Genomic DNA, 16447 nt, shown 5'->3' with positions numbered 1-16447 from the left:
TGTGAAAAAATTAATAGGAGGAGATTAGAAGAATGAAAGATTTTATAAAGTATAATGTTCCAATTAAAAATATTGATAATTTACCATCATATCCAATACCCACATTAAAAGATACATTAGATAGGTTCTTAGAATGGGTTGAACCTCTTGTGTCTTCAGTAGAATTTGAAAAAGCTAAAAAAACTGTAGAAGAGTTTTTAATAACAGGAGATTCTAAAAAGTTAGAAGAGAAGATACAAGAACTAGGAAATAGGGAAGAGGATAGTTGGATTTATGACTATTGGGTTAAATCTCACTTATTAGTACGAGCGCCTCTTACACCTCATACTAATGTTCCTATAATATATGAGAATGAAAAACTTCTAAAATTCGAAGTTATTGAAAGAATAGCTATACTTATGCATTCTACTGCTGTTGTATATAAAGATTTTAAGGAAAATGGTGCAGGAGAATATTGGATTAAGAATAAACGTTATTCATCAGATGAATTTCATGGATTATTAGCATCAATCAACGATATAAAACAAGGAATGGATGAATACTATATCAATGATGAATGCTCAGAGTTTATAGTATTTTCTTATAAAAATCATCTTTATAATATACAAGTAATCAGAAATGAAAATGTTGTTCCAGTTGGTGAAATTCTAAATACTCTTAAAACTATTGTATTAAGTAATATCGAAGCACTTGTACCAAATGCTAACTATGTAACCATTGGCGTAGATAGAGATGAAGCAGCAAAAGTACTTGAAAAGATTCTTGTAAATGAGATTAATCAAAAGGCATATCAACAAATTAAAGATGCTATTATAGTGATGAATTATGATGATATAGAGGTTAATGGTGTATATGAAGAATTGGATAATGGTTCTTGTAATAGGGAATATGTAAACCGTTGGCATGGAAAAGGATTTCAATTCTCTTGCACAAAGAATGGTATTTTCTCTTTTATTGCAGATCATTGCTTTGTAGATGGTGGAACGGAAGTTTATTTCATTAACAAACTTAAGAAATACATTGAAAAAACTACATTTGTATTCGAAGAATTAACGTCAAATACTATAGCAAAAGAGATATTTTTTGACCTTTCACAGGATATTAAAAAAGATCTTTTAGATTTAAAGGACGGTTTTGATAAGTGCATGGATAGTTTTGAAACTAGATATGTTGATTTTAATGGATTATCTAGAGATGTTCTGAAAGAAAAAGGAATTCTTTCTGGAGATGGATTTATTCATCTTGCATTTCAAGTAGCACAATATATGACTTATGAGAGTGTTAAGAACACATATATATCAGTGGATGCTAGAAGATTCTTCAGAGGAAGAACTGAGAGTAACAGACCTGTATCAAAAGAGAGTGTTAGTTTTGCAAAAGAGTTTCTAAAAAAAGAAAAATCTAAAAAAGATCTCTATCAAATGATGAAAGAAGCGTTGGATGAACATCATAGACGTGTTAAGTTATGTCAGTCTGGACAAGGAGTAAACAGATACCTATATGTATTAGAATCAGTATATGAAGACTACGGTAAAGAAATCGGAATTGTAAAAAAACCAGATTTATTTAATATAGAAGCATTTAAAGTTATAGGTGATAATCATTTATCAACAACTTCTTTTGGTCATCCAGATATGAAATATCTTTATTTTCCTCCTGTTCAAGAGCATGGATTTGGTATTTATTATTTTGTAGGCCCTAAATCATTTATGATTATCACAGCCTATAATGAAGATTTAGAAACAATGAATAAAATGATATTAAATCTTCAAGAATGTATTAACGGAATGTTGGAATTGCATGAGTAAAATAGATAAATATTATTATAAGGAGGAATATTAATGGATATAAACAAAGTTAAAATAGATAAAACTGTCTTTTTCGGTGCTTTAATAGCTTTACTAGCTGTTGCATTACCTATTATTATTATGCCAGAAAGAAGTGGAGCGGTACTTAGCTTAATTAATAATGCTATAATAACTAAATTTGGTAGTTTCTTCATTTTGTTTGGTTTGTTTTGTTTAATGTTTTGTTTTTGGGTATCTTTCAGTAGATATGGGAAAATAGTATTAGGCGATGAAGGAGAAAAATCAGAGTTTAGCACTTTCTCTTGGTCGGCAATGTTATTTTGTGCTGGTGTAGGAGCTGGAGTTGTATATTGGGGAGTTATCGAGTGGGTTTATTATTATAAAGCTCCGCCACTTGGAGTTGAAGTAGGTTCGTGGCAAGCTGCTGAAATGGCAGCAGCATATGGTATATTCCACTGGGGACCTATGGCTTGGGCAATTTATTCTGTAACAAGTTGCGCTGTTGGATATATTATTTTTGTTAGAAAAGGTAATATTTTAAAGTTAAGTGAAGCTTGTCGTGGTTTATTAGGAAATAGAGTTGATGGAATTGTTGGAAAATTAATTGATATTTCATTCGTGTTTGGTATTGTTGGTGGTGTTGCTACAAGTTTAGGTCTTGGATCACCACTAGTAACCGCAGGTCTTTCGAGAGTATTTGGACTTAAAGAAACTCCTGGTCTTCAAATAGGAATACTATTTCTTGTAACATGTATTTTTGGAATTAGTGCTTATTCTGGATTAAAGAAAGGAATAAAAGTTCTTAGTGATTTAAATGTAGTATTGGCTTTAGGGATTATTTTATTTGTTTTTCTAGCTGGAAATACTATATTTATAATTGAAATGGGAACAACTTCACTTGGTGTTGTAGCTACAAATTTCTTTAGAATGAGTACATGGCTTGATCCGGCTGGTAAGTCAATGTTTCCTCAAAGTTGGACAGTTTTTTATTGGGCATGGTGGGCTGCGTATGCACCGTTTTTAGGTATGTTTATTGCTCGTATTTCAAAAGGTAGAACTATTAAACAAATGGTAATGGGGTCTTTAGTTTATGGGTCAGCTGGGTGTGTTCTTTTCTTTGCTATTTTAGGTAACTATGGATTAGACCTTCAACTTTCTGGAAAATTAGATGTAGTAGCTACACTTAACAAATTAGGCGGACCACAAACTATTATTTCGATATTAGAAACGTTACCTCTAGGGAAATTAATTATATTTTTAGTAGTAGTTCTTAGTGTTACATTTATGGCTACTTCTTATGATTCTGCTTCTTATATTCTTGCAGCTAATTCTCAAACAAAAGTAGGAGAAGATGGTGAACCTATAAGATGGCTTAGATTAGTATGGGCATTTAGTTTGGCTCTTATCCCTATTGGATTTATCTTGCTTGGAAGTCCTTTAAAAACTTTACAGACGGCTTCGCTAGTATTTGGTATTCCAGTTTGTATTGTAGTTATAATGACTGGATTCTCTTTTGTGAAGATGGTGAAATCAGATATTAAAGAAAATAAATTAAAACAAAAAGTAGTGATTGATGAATTTAAAGATATAGTATAGAAATTAAAATAATACCACATTCTCATTGTAGGTTACTTTTATGAGAATGTGGTATTTTTTTGTCTTTTTTGTTGTATAAAATTTAAATAACTAAATTTAAAAATATGTTTTTTGGGTAAATTAAATATATATATACATAGTGAGGAGAGGAAAATTTATGAAAATATATGAAAAAAATAATTCAGTTATAGTTGAAGATATGAAAGACTTTGATCCTAAGCATATATTTGAGTGTGGTCAATGTTTTAGATGGAATGAAGAAGAAGATGGATCTTATACTGGAGTAGCGTTTAAAAAAATACTTAATATAAAAAAAGAAGATAATTTAGTGTATTTTAATAATACAAATCTAGAAGATTTTCATAATATATGGTATAAGTATTTTGATTTAGATAGAGATTATTCTAAAATAAAAGAAGAATTATCTAAAATGGACAAATACTTAAATGAAGCTGTAAAGTTTGGATATGGGATAAGAATACTCAATCAAGATGAATGGGAAATATTGATATCATTCATAATATCAGCTAATAACAGGATATCTATGATAAAAAGGGCAATAGAAAATTTATCTATGAATTATGGAGAATATATAGGAGAATATAAAGGAAAGAAGCATTATGCTTTTCCATCTATTGAAAAGATGAATTCATTGACACAAGAACAAATAAGAGAATGTGGAACTGGATTTAGAGATCAATATATAAAAGATACAACTTTTATAATAAAAAATGATAATGAAGATATATATAAATATAAGAATTTAGATACAGATATGTGTAAGAAGGGACTTTTACAATTTTGTGGAGTTGGACCAAAAGTTGCAGATTGTATAATGTTATTCTCTATGGAAAAGTACGATACATTTCCAGTAGATGTATGGGTTAAGAGAGTTATGGAAGAATTTTATGTAGATGAAAATCTTAGCTTAAAGAAAATAAGAGAATATGGTATAAATAAATTTTCAAATCTATCTGGATTTGCTCAACAATATCTATTTTACTATGCAAGGGAGCTTGGTATAGGAAAAAAATAGGAGGTGATTGACATAATAGACACTATAATGTGGGCACTTGGAATATTATTCACCATATCTGCAGTATTAGTATCGTTAGTAATATTCTTAGAGAATAGAGATCCTTCTAAAACAATAGCATGGCTGTTGCTTTTTGTAGTATTTCCAATAGGTGGGTTTATAATATATATACTCTGTGGTCAAAATGTTAGGCGAAAGAAAATATTTAAGACTCAGAAGATATTTTCAGATATAAAAGTCAGTGATTTGTTCAATAATATAAAGGAATTTGACAATCTATTGTTTATAGAAAAGCAGGCTATAAGGGACGATATTATATTCAATGATAGTAGCATGGATAATTCAAAGAGAGTTATGAGTCTATTATTAAATACCGGAAGAACTCCATTTACACTTAACAATAATATAAAGATACTTACAAATGGAAAAGAAAAATTTGATGAGATGATAAGAGATCTAAGAAAAGCTAAGCACCATATACACATGGAGTACTACATTATAAAGAATTCAGAAATAGGAAATAAAATAAAGAAAATATTGATAAGAAAAGCAAATGAAGGAGTAAAGGTTAGAATACTTTACGATGATGTAGGTTGTTGGAGACTTTGGTTTGATAGAAAGTTTTTCGATGAGATGAGGGAGCATAATATAGAGATATATCCGTTTTTAAAATCAAAAATTCCTTTTTTAAATAAAAGATTAAACTATAGAAATCACAGAAAGATAGCTATAATAGATGGAAAGATAGGGTATACAGGAGGGATAAATATAGGAGACGAATACTTAGGAAAAAATAAAAAATTCGGATTCTGGAGAGATACTCATATGAAGATAAAGGGTGAATCAGTTTATATGTTACAGCTTACATTTTTGCTAGACTGGTATTTTGCTACCAAAAATAGAATATTTGATGGACAGTATTTTCCATCCATATCTTATAAAGGAGACAGTATAGTTCAAATAGCTGCAAGTGGTCCTGATTCTGATTGGGAGGTAATACATCAAGCTTATTTTAGCGCTATATCAAAAGCAAAAAAGAGAATATATATACAAACGCCTTATTTTATACCTGACGAAAGTGTATTGATGGCTTTAAAAACGGCAGCTTTGAGTGGTGTGGATGTAAGAATAATATTTCCACAAATAGCAGATCACAAAATAGTTCATCTAGCATCATCTTCGTATTTTAAAGAGATATTAAAAACAGGAGGAAAAGTATATCTATACAAAAAAGGGTTCATGCATTCAAAGATATTGATAATAGATGATGATATATGCTCTGTGGGAAGTGCTAATATGGATCTTAGAAGCTTTATGATTAATTTTGAAGTAAATGGATTTATATATGATGAGAAGGTCACTAAAAGACTTGAGAAGGACTTTATGGAAGATATAAAAAATAGCGAAGAGATAAAATATGAAGATTATATGAATAGATCGGTAGTTCAAAAAATAAAAGAATCAGCTGCAAGATTATTCTCAGCTGTGTTGTAAAATAAAAATTATTCATTTCAAATGAATAATTTTTGTTTTTTTTGCTAAGTATTTTACTTAAAGACACTAGGCTACAATATATTTACGAAAATCAGTGAAAAAAGTAAATAAATACTTATTAAAATACTTGAAATATAAGTGTAAGTTAGGTATATTATAATTATGATTAGCACTCATACAGGGTGAGTGCTAAAAGGAAAATAATGCAATGTATATATAAGAGGAGGGGTTATAATGAAAATCAAGCCATTAGCTGATAGAGTAGTTATAAAAAAATTAGAAGCAGAAGAAAAAACTAAAAGTGGTATAGTTTTACCAGGAAGTGCAAAGGAGCAACCACAAATGGCCGAGGTTGTAGAAGTAGGACCTGGTGGAGTTATAGATGGTAAAGAAATTAAAATGGAAGTTAAGATTGGAGATAAGGTTATATTCTCTAAATACGCTGGAACAGAGGTTAAATTAGAAGGCGAAGAGTATACTATATTAAGACAAAATGATATATTAGCGATTGTAGAATAGATTATAAATGATACATAAAATAGGAGGGGTTTTTAATGGCTAAAGAAATCAAATTTGCTGAACATGCAAGACGTTCATTAGAAAAAGGTGTTAATAAGCTTGCAGATACTGTGAAGGTTACTCTAGGACCAAAGGGAAGAAATGTTATATTAGATAAAAAATTCGGATCACCACTTATAACTAATGATGGTGTTACTATAGCTAAAGAGATAGAACTTGAAGATGCATATGAGAACATGGGAGCTCAGCTTGTTAAGGAAGTTGCTACTAAAACTAATGATGTAGCAGGAGATGGAACGACTACAGCTACAGTTTTAGCTCAAGCTATAATTAGAGAAGGATTAAAGAATGTAGCTGCAGGATCTAATCCAATACTTATTAGAAAAGGAATTCAAAAGTCTGTAGAAGTTTCTGTTGCTAAGTTACATGAAAATTCAAGACATATAGAGAATAAAGAATCTATAGCTCAGGTTGCTGCTATTTCTGCAGGAGATGAAGAGGTAGGTAAGCTTATAGCTGATGCCATGGAAACAGTAGGTAAGGATGGAGTTATAACTGTTGAAGAGTCTAAGACTATGTTAACAGAGCTTGATGCAGTTGAGGGTATGCAGTTTGATAGAGGATATTTATCTCCATATATGGTAACAGATGTTGAGAAAATGGAATCTGTTTTAGATAATCCATATATATTAATTACAGATAAGAAAATAAACAATATACAAGAGATATTACCAGTACTTGAGCAAATAGTACAACAAGGTAAAAAACTTCTTATAGTAGCTGAAGATGTAGAGGGAGAAGCTCTTGCAACTTTAGTAGTTAACAAATTAAGAGGAACATTCGAAGTTGTAGCTATTAAAGCTCCTGGATTTGGAGATAGAAGAAAAGCTATGCTTCAAGATATAGCTATACTTACTGGAGGTCAAGTTATATCTGAAGAAGTAGGACTTGATTTAAAAGAAGCTGAATTATCTATGTTAGGTAGAGCTGCTACTGTTAAGGTTACTAAGGAAACTACTACAATAGTAGATGGAGCTGGTAATGAAGTAGAGATTAAGGATAGAGTAAATCAAATAAAAGTTCAAATAGAAGAAACATCTTCTGAGTTTGATAAAGAAAAATTACAAGAAAGACTTGCAAAGCTTGCTGGAGGAGTAGCTGTAATCAAGGTTGGAGCTGCTACTGAAACTGAGCTTAAAGAGAAGAAACTTAGAATAGAAGATGCTCTTAATGCTACGAGAGCAGCTGTTGAAGAAGGTATAGTATCAGGTGGAGGAACTGCACTTGTTAGCGTTATACCTGCAGTTGAAGATTTAATTGAAACTCTTGAAGGTGAAGAACAAATTGGTGCTAAGATAATAAGAAAAGCACTTGAAGAGCCATTAAAGCAAATTGCTGTTAACTGTGGACTTGAAGGAGCAGTTATAGTTGAGATGGTTAAAAATTCTGATGTTGAAATCGGATTTGATGCTCTTAATGAAAACTATATAAACATGATAGAGGCTGGAATTGTAGACCCTACTAAGGTTACAAGATCAGCACTTCAAAATGCAGCATCTGTAGCTGCTGTATTCTTAACAACAGAAGCAGCTGTTGTTGATATTAAATCAGATGATCCTATGCCAGCTATGCCAGGTGGAATGGGTGGCGGAATGCCAATGATGTAATTAAAGAAGACCTTTTGGTCTTCTTTTTTTGTTTTTGATGAAGTTTGGTGGTTGAACACAAAATAAATGGTATCAAAATACCGTTCATGTGTTAAATATTTTTAATAAAACTAAGCATTACATCTTATTGAATATCCTAAAAGTTCTAAACTCCCTTTGGTTAGACAACGAACTTTCTTAACGGATATTCAAACGCTGTAATACAAGTTTTATACAAAATATTTAAATCATTCTCTAACATTTTAATACCATTTATTTTTATAAGTACATTTTGAATTTTAGATCTATAAAAAAGAAAACAAAAGATTTCAAAATTGATGAAGATAACTTAAGAATTATAATAGATGAACTTTAAAGAAGTCAATGTACTTAGAAAAAATACTCAAAAGTAAAAACTAAATTTATATATACCTAAAAACACTTCTTTATATAAAAAGTGAAAAGAAGTGTTTTTTAATGTGTTAAAATAAGCTATGATAATTATTAGGGGTGATAGGAATGAAATTATCTATAAATCAGCTGAAAGAGTCTAATACTTTTTTAAATAATTTATTTGAAAATATAACTTCGGCTATATTTTTAGTTGATAAGAATGTTAGAATACAAGAGTTTAATGATACGTTTAAGGTATTATTTAATAAGCAGGATAGTGAGATATTAAATGGGTTGTGTGGTAATGTTATAGGATGTATTTATACTGTTGAAGAGGATGAGGACTGCGGCAATACTTCAAACTGTGGTAAGTGTTGTGTAAGAACAGCAATAAACAGAGCTTTTCAAGATAAGGAGAATACTTTAAAGCAGGTTATGAATAGAAATTTTTATATTAAAGATAGTTCTATAAATAAACATCTTCAGTTTACAACAAAACATATGACTTATAATGATGAAGACATGGTACTTGTAATATTAGATGATATAACTGAGATTGAAAATAGCAAATTAGAGCTTGAAAGAAATAATAAAATTATACAAAACTATAACGATAAAATAAAAAAGGAATTATCTATTGCTAGAAATGTTCAGCAAAGTCTTATACCATATAAAACTCCTATATATAATGGAGTAAAATTAACAGCAGTTTACAACCCGTTGTATGAGGTTGGAGGGGATTTGTACGACTTTATAAATATAGATGAAGATAATGTTGGTATATTTATAAGTGATATATCTGGACATGGAATAGCTGCTGCTATGATAACTACAATGGTAAAGGCTATACTTGAAACTAGTAAAGATCTTTTATACACACCTGATAAGCTGATGGAGAATATAAATAACAAAATATTAAATGTAGCAGAGAATATGTATTTAACAGCTTTTTATGGAGTATATAATAACAAGACTAGAGAGTTTACATATATAAGATGTTCTCATCCATATCCATTGATTATAAGGGATAATGAGGTTGTTGAGATTAAAGAAAGTGAAGGCATGATGTTAGGGGTATTTGATGGATTAGAATTTAAAACGCACAAAATTAAATTAAAACAAGGAGATAAAATTTTATTCTATACAGATGGCTTAATGGAAACTAAAAATAATTCTGGGTGTGAATTTAATAATAGAGTTTATGAAATAATAAATAGTAGATTAGATAAAAATATAAATGAGATTATAGATGATATAAATGAAGAGTTGGTATTATTTAAAGAAGATCAAGAGTATGAAGATGATATATGTATATTAGGGATGCAAATATAGCATCCCTAATAAGCCTATTTTAAGTTTTCAAACATAAAGTCTATTAAGTCTATAGCTAAATTTAAAGTTGTATCATCTTTATCTAAATTAGGGTTGAACTCTACAAAGTCTATAGATTTAACTAAACTAGATTCTAATATTTCTTTTAGTACAGTTTTAGTTTCTTCAATATCAAATCCGCTGTCTACTGGAGTACCTGTACCTGGAACGAACTTAGAATCTATAAAGTCCATATCAAAGCTTAAATGAACTCTATTTATATTATTTTGCCTTAGAGTATTTATGATAGAAGATACTATTTCTTTAAGACCTTTTGATTTCATATCTTCAGGAGAGTAAACATTAAGATCATTTTGATTTATAAGATCCATTTCTCCTTTATCTAGATCTCTAGCTCCTAATATAAATACATTCTTAGGGTTTACCTTTTGACCTTTGAAATATAGGTTAGTTAATTTCTCATGACCAAATCCCATACAAGCTCCAAGTGGCATACCGTGGGTATTTCCGCTTTCAGATGTTTCGTGAGTATTTATATCTCCATGTGCATCCATCCATATAACTGCGAAGTTATCATCGTGCTTGCTAACACCTGATATGCTACCAAGGCCTAGAGAGTGATCTCCTCCAAGCATGAATGGAAAACTGTTTGATTCAAGTGAAGAATATACCGTATGAGCTAGATTGGTATTTATATCTACAATAGAATCTAGATATTTCATATTAGTGTTTGATTTAAATTTGTTATCATCTGTTTCTGGTTTTACATAAAGGTTACCTAAATCATAAACGGTATAACCATGTTTACTTATAATAGATTCGATTCCATTATTTCTTAATAAATCGGGAGCGGTTTCAGGTCCTTTTCTATCGCATCCGTAGAATAAAGGAATTCCTATTAAATTTACATTCATCTAAAAAACCTCCTAAGTACGTTAAAATATTTGCAAAAAGTATGTTAAAATTATATTATATTATAATTATTACATATTTTTAGCAAAAAGAAAAATGACTAAAAAAATAAAATATTCAATAAAATTTGAAATATAGTTTAAAATAGAGGTGGAAAAATGGACATTAACAATTTGAAAAGTCTACTTTTAGATATAAAGGAAGGAAAAGTAGATGTAGATACAGCATTAGAAGATTTAAAAACGTTACCTTTTGAAGACTTGGGTTATGCCAAGGTAGATCATCATAGAAGTATTAGAAATGGGTATCCTGAGGTTATATATTGCGAAGGAAAGACTGATGAACATATAATAGGTATAGTAGAAAAAATGTATGAAAAAAAATCTAATATACTTGGAACTAGAGCAAAAAAAGAAACTTATGAAAAACTTAAAAAAATATATCCAAACTGTGAATATGAAGAATTAGGAAGAATTATAAAGATTCAGAATAAGCCTATAGAAAATATAGGTAAGGGAACAATAGTAGTAGTTACAGGAGGAACATCGGATATACCTGTAGCTGATGAAGCTTATCATACAGCTAAATTTTTAGGAAATGATGTTGAAAGACTTTATGATGTTGGAGTTGCTGGAATCCACAGACTTTTAAATAACAGAGATATTTTAATGAAGGCTAGAGTTATAATTGCAGTAGCTGGAATGGAGGGAGCTCTTCCGAGTGTTGTAGGAGGTCTTGTCGATGTTCCTGTAATAGCAGTTCCCACATCTGTAGGATATGGAGCTAATTTCAATGGATTATCAGCACTTCTTACTATGTTAAATAGTTGTGCTTCGGGAATATCTGTTGTGAATATAGATAATGGATTTGGGGCTGGATATCTTTCTAGTATGATAAATAAATTATAACGTTTAAAGGAGAAGACAAAATGGAAAAAATACTTTACTTTGATTGTATATGTGGTGTTTCAGGAGATATGACTCTTGCAGCACTTTTAGATTTAGGACTTGATAAAGATAAATTTTTAACTGAAATTAACAAGCTTAATATGAATGATGAGTTTGAGATTGTTATAAAAAATAAACAAGAAAATGGAATAAATGGTACTAATGTTTGTGTAAATATAAAAGAACATACACATGAACATAGCCATGGCGAAGATCACCACCACCACAGACATTTAAGTGATATACACAATATAATAGATGATGCTGATATTACTGATAGAGCTAAAGAAATAGCTAAAAATATATTTATGCAAGTAGCTACAGCTGAGGCAAAGGTTCATGCTAGCACAATTGATAAGGTTCATTTTCATGAAGTTGGGGCAACTGACTCTATAGTTGATATAGTCGGATGTGCAATACTTATAGATATGCTTGATGTAGACAAAATATATTGTTCATCAGTGCCACTGGGAAGTGGATTTGTAAAGTGCGACCATGGAATAATACCAGTTCCAGCACCTGCTACAATTGAAATATTAAAAGAAGCTAAGGTTAAGATAAATTCTGTAAAAGGGGAGACAACTACTCCAACAGGAGCAGCTATTGTTAAGACTTTAAGTGATGAATTTTTAGATGATATAGAATTTAAGATAGATTCTATAGGATATGGAATGGGAGATAAGAAGTTTGAGATACCTAATATGTTAAGACTTATACTTGGTCAAAAAAAAAAGAGAGCATAGTATATGAGATAAATGCTAATATAGATGATATGAGCTCAGAGATATATTCTTACTTATATGAAAAAATACTTAATATGGGTGCGTTAGATATATACACTCAAAGTATTTATATGAAAAAGAATAGGCCAGCAACTAAATTAGCTGTATTATGTGAAAAGGAAAACTTAGATAAAATAATAGAATTTATATTAAAAGAAACTACAACATTTGGTATTAGGTTTAATGAATTAAAAAGAGAAACTTTAGATAGAAAATTTATAAATTTAAAAACAACTTATGGTAATATATCTATAAAAATTGCATATTATAAAGATAAAATAGTAAAATATACTCCTGAGTATGAAGAGTGTAAAATTATAGCTCAAAAATATAATATTCCATTAAAAGATGTATATGATAATATAAATTATGAAGTGAAAACTCATTTAAATATGTGATGATAAAGTTTATCAAACGACAGAATATTTGGAAAATGCTGATGTATATTAAATTTTATTGACAATAAAAAAGAAATTTGATAAATTATATAGCATAAGTTAAAACAAGATTCACTCATATATACTCAGTGATATGGACTGAGAGTATCTACCGGGAGACCTTAAAACTCCTGACTATGCGTGATTATTTATAGGCTATTTATTTATAAAGAAGTGGGTTTGTAGGCTGAGAGTATCCCTATGAGTTGGCTTATTAAATAAATATAGATATACAAGGACCTATATAATAATTTCGCTTTCATAAGAAATTATTATATAAGTCCTTGTTTTTTTTATATGCTAATAGCATTATAAAAAATGAAATTGTGGTTAACTTAGATTAAGAAACTACAATTTCAACTATTTTGAGCAACGGAGTCCGTAGGACTCGTTGGCGACATGAGTCAATGCGGTAGCATTAGACGAATTTTTTTTACCTAAAAACACATATGAAAAGATTCAAATAAGAGACGTTTTAGAGCTCTTATTTTTTTAAAATATACTAAATAGAGGAGGATTTAAAATGAGTAAAATTGTAAAAGAAGGGTTAACTTTTGATGATGTATTATTAATTCCTCAAAAATCGGATGTACTACCAAGTGATGTAGATTTATCTACATATCTTACTAAAAAAATAAAATTAAATATACCGTTAATGAGTGCGGGTATGGATACAGTAACTGAATCTAAGATGGCTATAGCGATGGCAAGAGAAGGTGGAATAGGAATAATCCACAAAAACATGACGATTAAAGAACAAGCTTTAGAGGTTGATAAAGTTAAAAGAAGTGAACATGGATTAATAGTAGATCCTTTCTATTTAAGTAAAGAACATACTTTAAAAGATGCAGATGAATTAATGGGAAGATATAAAATATCTGGTGTTCCAATAGTAGATGATAATAATAAACTAATCGGAATAATAACTAATAGAGATATAAGATTTGAAGAAGATTTTTCTAGAAAAATAGAAAATGTTATGACTAAAAAAGAAGATTTAATAATTGCAAAAGAAGGAACTTCTCTTGAGGAAGCTCAAAAAACATTAAGACAAAATAAAATAGAGAAACTTCCTATAATAAATGAAGATGGTTGTTTAAAAGGACTTATAACGATAAAAGATATAGAAAGAAAAGTAAAATATCCTAATTCAGCTAAAGACTCAGGTGGAAGACTATTATGTGGAGCTGCTATAGGTATAACTCACGATATGATGGAAAGAGTAGAAGCTTTAGTACAAGCTAAGGTTGATGTTGTAACTTTAGATACAGCTCATGGACACTCAAGAGGAGTTATAGAGGGAGTTAAAAAGATAAAATCAAAATATCCAGATCTTCAAGTTATAGCTGGAAACGTAGCAACTTATGAAGCTACAGAAGAATTAATACAAGCTGGTGCAGACTGTGTTAAAGTAGGTATAGGACCAGGATCTATATGTACAACAAGAGTAGTAGCTGGAATTGGAGTTCCTCAAGTAACAGCTATAATGGATTGTTATGAGGCTGCTAAAAAATATGGAGTTCCAATAATCGCAGATGGAGGAATAAAATACTCAGGTGATGTAGTTAAGGCTATTGCTTCTGGAGGATCTGTTGTAATGATGGGATCTATGTTTGCTGGAACAGAAGAAAGTCCAGGAGAGAATATAATATATAAAGGAAGATCTTTTAAGGCTTATAGAGGAATGGGATCTATAGGAGCTATGGAAAAAGGATCTAAAGATAGATACTTCCAAACAGGATCTAGAAAATTAGTACCTGAAGGTATTGAAGGAATGGTAGCTTACAAAGGGAACGTTGAAGATATATTATTCCAATTAGCAGGAGGAATAAGATCTGGTATGGGATATTGTGGAGCACCTACTATAGATAAATTAATGGAAAATGGTAAATTCACAAAGATAACAGGAGCAGGACTTAAAGAAAGTCATCCTCATGATGTAACTATAACTAAAGAAGCGCCAAATTACAGTGCACAAGGAGAGAATTAATATGGAAAAAGAATTAGTATTAATAGTTGACTTTGGAGGTCAATACAACCAACTTATAGCTAGAAGAGTTAGAGATTGTAATGTATATTGCGAAATAATTCCATATACTTATTCTCTAGAAAAAATAAAAGAAAAAAATCCTAAAGGTATAATATTCACAGGAGGACCTTCAAGTGTATATGCAGAGGGTGCACCTAAAATATCTAAAGAAATATTCGAAATGAATATACCTATACTTGGAATATGTTATGGAGCTCAAATTATGTCTCATACTCTAGGCGGTAATGTTAGAAGAGGAGATAAAAGAGAGTACGGAAAAACTGAAATAAACTATAAAGAGAGCTTAATATTTAAAGGGGTAGACTCTAAAAATATAACTTGGATGAGTCATACAGACTTAATAGATAAGGCACCAGAAGGTTTTGAAATAATTGCACACACTAATGATTGCCCTGTAGCTGCAATTCAAAATGAAGAAAAGAAATTATATGGAGTACAATTCCATCCAGAGGTTGAACATTCTATACAGGGAAATGAAATAATAAAGAACTTCTTATTCGAAGTATGTAATTTAAACGGAAGCTGGACTATGGATTCTTTTATAGATCAAAAAGTAAAAGAAATAAAGGAAAAAGTAGGAGACAAAAAAGTATTATGTGCTCTAAGTGGAGGAGTGGACAGCTCAGTTGCTGCAGTTTTAGTTCATAAAGCTATAGGAGATAATCTTACTTGTATATTCGTAGATCATGGTTTACTTAGAAAGAATGAAGGAGATCAAGTAGAGCAGATATTTAGAAAAGAGTTCAAGATGAACTTAATAAGAGTTAATGCTCAAGACAGATTCTTAAGCAAATTATCAGGAGTATCTGAGCCAGAAGCTAAGAGAAAAATAATTGGAGAAGAATTTATAAGAGTATTTGAAGAAGAGTCTAATAAATTAGGAAAGATGGATTTCTTAGTTCAAGGAACTATATATCCTGATGTTATAGAAAGTGGAGCAGGTGAAAGTGGAGCCTCTACTATAAAATCTCACCATAACGTAGGTGGAATACCTGAAGATATAGAGTTTGAAATAATAGAACCATTAAGATCTTTATTCAAAGATGAAGTTAGAAGATTAGGTCTTGAACTTGAAATTCCTGAGTATTTAATATTTAGACATCCATTCCCAGGACCAGGACTTGGAATAAGAGTTATAGGCGAAGTTACTAAGGACAAGCTTGATATATTAAGAGAAGCTGATGATATATATATGCAAGAACTTAAAAATAATGATTTATATGATAAAATATGGCAAGCATTTGCAACATTACCAGATGTTAAGACAGTAGGAGTTATGGGAGATGAGAGAACTTATGCTCACTTAGTAGGATTAAGAGCAGTTACATCTTCTGATGGAATGACATCTGACTGGTACAAAATGCCTTATGATGTGCTTGAAAAAATATCTAGTAGAATAGTTAATGAAGTTGATGGAGTTAATAGAGTAGTTTATGATATAACTTCTAAACCTCCAGGAACTATTGAGTGGGAGTAGAATGACAAAACCCTGTAT

Annotated in this window: 11 protein-coding genes, 1 pseudogene and 1 riboswitch; of the genes and pseudogenes, 11 read left to right on the top strand and 1 reads right to left on the bottom strand. The window is 30.2% G+C overall.

The window, feature by feature from the left end:
- Positions 1 to 32: 32 nt before the first annotated feature.
- From P4S50_RS16635 to P4S50_RS16605, 7 genes are all read left to right on the top strand, one after another.
- Entirely contained in the window at positions 33 to 1808 is a 1776-nt protein-coding gene (locus tag P4S50_RS16635) for a choline/carnitine O-acyltransferase (RefSeq protein WP_277731959.1), read from the top strand.
- Positions 1809 to 1841: 33 nt separating this feature from the next.
- Positions 1842 to 3404 (top strand): BCCT family transporter, encoded by a 1563-nt coding sequence (locus P4S50_RS16630; protein ID WP_277731958.1) that lies wholly within the window; start codon positions 1842 to 1844, stop codon positions 3402 to 3404.
- A 157-nt stretch (positions 3405 to 3561) separates the two neighbouring features.
- Positions 3562 to 4440, top strand: coding sequence for a DNA-3-methyladenine glycosylase family protein (locus P4S50_RS16625; RefSeq protein WP_277731957.1), 879 nt, complete (start codon positions 3562 to 3564; stop codon positions 4438 to 4440).
- Positions 4441 to 4443: 3 nt separating this feature from the next.
- The gene (cls, locus tag P4S50_RS16620; protein ID WP_319023192.1) at positions 4444 to 5934 is read left to right on the top strand and encodes a cardiolipin synthase; all 1491 of its coding nucleotides are present in this window, start codon (positions 4444 to 4446) and stop codon (positions 5932 to 5934) included.
- A gap of 234 nt (positions 5935 to 6168) precedes the next feature.
- Positions 6169 to 6453 (top strand): co-chaperone GroES, encoded by a 285-nt coding sequence (gene groES / locus P4S50_RS16615; RefSeq protein ID WP_277731956.1) that lies wholly within the window; start codon positions 6169 to 6171, stop codon positions 6451 to 6453.
- Positions 6454 to 6488: 35 nt separating this feature from the next.
- Entirely contained in the window at positions 6489 to 8120 is a 1632-nt protein-coding gene (gene groL / locus P4S50_RS16610; RefSeq protein ID WP_277731955.1) for a chaperonin GroEL, read from the top strand.
- 498 nt (positions 8121 to 8618) lie between these two features.
- Positions 8619 to 9824, top strand: coding sequence for a SpoIIE family protein phosphatase (locus tag P4S50_RS16605; protein ID WP_277731954.1), 1206 nt, complete (start codon positions 8619 to 8621; stop codon positions 9822 to 9824).
- A 14-nt stretch (positions 9825 to 9838) separates the two neighbouring features.
- Here the strand turns inward: P4S50_RS16605 and rocF are convergent, their stop codons facing one another.
- Complete coding sequence (gene rocF / locus P4S50_RS16600) at positions 9839 to 10738, bottom strand: arginase (RefSeq protein ID WP_277731953.1); 900 nt, start codon at positions 10736 to 10738, stop codon at positions 9839 to 9841.
- A gap of 156 nt (positions 10739 to 10894) precedes the next feature.
- On the opposite strand from rocF, the gene larB reads away from it, so the two are divergent.
- The 4 genes and pseudogenes from larB (at position 10895) to guaA (ending at position 16429) form a co-directional block, all read left to right on the top strand.
- Entirely contained in the window at positions 10895 to 11644 is a 750-nt protein-coding gene (gene larB, locus P4S50_RS16595; RefSeq protein WP_277731952.1) for a nickel pincer cofactor biosynthesis protein LarB, read from the top strand.
- Between the two features lie 20 nt (positions 11645 to 11664).
- Positions 11665 to 12863: pseudogene (larC, locus tag P4S50_RS16590) on the top strand (nickel pincer cofactor biosynthesis protein LarC).
- 95 nt (positions 12864 to 12958) lie between these two features.
- Positions 12959 to 13060, top strand: a riboswitch (purine riboswitch).
- A gap of 365 nt (positions 13061 to 13425) precedes the next feature.
- Positions 13426 to 14892, top strand: a complete 1467-nt coding sequence (guaB, locus tag P4S50_RS16585; RefSeq protein ID WP_277731951.1) for an IMP dehydrogenase — start codon at positions 13426 to 13428, stop codon at positions 14890 to 14892.
- A gap of 1 nt (position 14893) precedes the next feature.
- Positions 14894 to 16429, top strand: a complete 1536-nt coding sequence (guaA, locus tag P4S50_RS16580; protein ID WP_277731950.1) for a glutamine-hydrolyzing GMP synthase — start codon at positions 14894 to 14896, stop codon at positions 16427 to 16429.
- Positions 16430 to 16447 lie beyond the last annotated feature (18 nt).

Source organism: Tepidibacter hydrothermalis, assembly GCF_029542625.1.
In the GTDB taxonomy this organism is placed as follows: Bacteria; Bacillota; Clostridia; order Peptostreptococcales; family Peptostreptococcaceae; genus Tepidibacter_A; species Tepidibacter_A hydrothermalis.
This window is presented reverse-complemented; position numbering and strand designations above follow the sequence as displayed.

Bases quoted from the DNA above. Each gene is read 5' to 3' on its own strand.
- P4S50_RS16635 (WP_277731959.1), top strand. From the start codon at position 33: ATGAAAGATTTTATAAAGTATAATGTTCCAATTAAAAATATTGATAAT.
- P4S50_RS16630 (WP_277731958.1), top strand. From the start codon at position 1,842: ATGGATATAAACAAAGTTAAAATAGATAAAACTGTCTTTTTCGGTGCT.
- P4S50_RS16625 (WP_277731957.1), top strand. From the start codon at position 3,562: ATGAAAATATATGAAAAAAATAATTCAGTTATAGTTGAAGATATGAAA.
- groES (WP_277731956.1), top strand. From the start codon at position 6,169: ATGAAAATCAAGCCATTAGCTGATAGAGTAGTTATAAAAAAATTAGAA.
- groL (WP_277731955.1), top strand. From the start codon at position 6,489: ATGGCTAAAGAAATCAAATTTGCTGAACATGCAAGACGTTCATTAGAA.
- P4S50_RS16605 (WP_277731954.1), top strand. From the start codon at position 8,619: ATGAAATTATCTATAAATCAGCTGAAAGAGTCTAATACTTTTTTAAAT.
- rocF (WP_277731953.1), bottom strand. From the start codon at position 10,738: ATGAATGTAAATTTAATAGGAATTCCTTTATTCTACGGATGCGATAGA.
- larB (WP_277731952.1), top strand. From the start codon at position 10,895: ATGGACATTAACAATTTGAAAAGTCTACTTTTAGATATAAAGGAAGGA.
- guaB (WP_277731951.1), top strand. From the start codon at position 13,426: ATGAGTAAAATTGTAAAAGAAGGGTTAACTTTTGATGATGTATTATTA.
- guaA (WP_277731950.1), top strand. From the start codon at position 14,894: ATGGAAAAAGAATTAGTATTAATAGTTGACTTTGGAGGTCAATACAAC.